Annotated in this window: 1 protein-coding gene; it reads right to left on the bottom strand. The window is 36.7% G+C overall.

The window, feature by feature from the left end:
* Positions 1-110: 110 nt before the first annotated feature.
* Positions 111-1,025: a hypothetical protein gene (locus tag ABMY41_RS21750; RefSeq protein WP_349276264.1), complete on the bottom strand. Its 915-nt coding sequence runs from the start codon at positions 1,023-1,025 to the stop codon at positions 111-113.
* Positions 1,026-1,406: the final 381 nt, after the last annotated feature.

The following is a 1,406-nucleotide window of genomic DNA, read 5'->3' as shown; positions in this document are numbered from 1 at the left end:
AACGAGGGCTTGATTATAGTGAGACCAGTTTGTGATTTTGCTCATTGTTGTTGCACGGGCTAGTAGGATATAGATGATCTGATCACAGGCTGGCAAGATAGTTCAAACTTTTAGGAAACAACGCCCTTTACAGCAGTCTTTCTAAGCCCTCTTAAATCATATGAATAAACAATATTATCTGATGTGTTTGGCATCATTTTCTTGGAGAGAAGGTTAAGGTTATCATAAGAGTAGCGTATAGTTGCTCCGCTTCTTTTCCTCTCTTCAATTAAGTTATCACTAAGATCATAAGTGTAGAATTCATAGCTATAGTCAGGAAATGTAACCTTCTCTAACCTCGCATAAGAATCATATTCATAATATGTGGTATTGTTATTTGCATCGGAAGTACTTTGCAATAATCCGGGTTGGTCTTTGTAATACTCATTCTCTTTATATACCTGTTCTAAAGTAGTGCCATATGCTTTAAATACTTTAATGACATTTCCAAAACGATCATATTCAAACTTGGTAACTCTATCACTGCCATATTGGTAGCTTGAAGTAGGGGTACATGCATCAATTGAAGTATTATTGAACGTAGTTGAATTTAATCTTATTGTTTCACATATAACTCTATCATATTCATCATAACTTATATGCGTAAATGCTTTTGTTGCTCCACTAGCACTTCTAACTGAAACTCCTGTGTTTCTGCCATTATTGTCATAGAAATATACCGTTTGACCTGTTCTAGAGAAACCACTCCAATTTAAAGGCTTGACATTCTCATTCTGCCATGAGGAAAGTTCACCCTCTTCTTTTTTTATCAATAAGCCACTTAAATTATTATATGTATATCTTACTGCGGGAAATTTAAGTGGCCCACTGCCGTCTGGATCGGGCTGAATTTCACCGACTACATTTCCGCCTATATCAAACCGATATGCTGTTGTATGTTCTTGAGCAACCTGAGCTGACAGTGAACCAAATGAAGTAATTAGTATTGTTAGTCCAATAACTTGGGTATAATTTAACTTAGCCATTTTAAAACTCTCTCCCTGCGTTACAATCCGTAATACCTGATTCTGGTAAGCTAACCCCTATTCTATTTCCATACTTGTCATATTTATAACATGTTGTATAAACTTCTGAGTCATCTTGAGCACTTATCGTTTCTCCAATTAAAAATAGGTTGTTAGATTGAGTGCCTGAGCCATAGTGATATGTGGTCGTTATTTTATCCCCAGCAGCACAAGTTGCGCCTGACATATTACTATTACGACAAAAGTACTCAGAGCCAGGGTGAGAGCATACTTTGTTAACAAGTATTAACCAAAGATAAGCTCAGCCCTGAATTCATCGTCAAAACTAGCCCTAACACACTTACTGCGTATCGAGTCTTTACGGCCTTTGTGCTGTTTTAC

The organism is Pseudoalteromonas sp. BZA4 (assembly GCF_040104395.1).
GTDB lineage: Bacteria > Pseudomonadota > Gammaproteobacteria > Enterobacterales > Alteromonadaceae > Pseudoalteromonas.
The sequence above is the reverse complement of the archived record's forward strand: the minus strand, read 5'-3'. Positions and strand labels throughout refer to the sequence as shown.

Coding starts and splice junctions, on each gene's coding strand:
- ABMY41_RS21750 (WP_349276264.1), bottom strand. CDS start 1,025: ATGGCTAAGTTAAATTATACCCAAGTTATTGGACTAACAATACTAATT.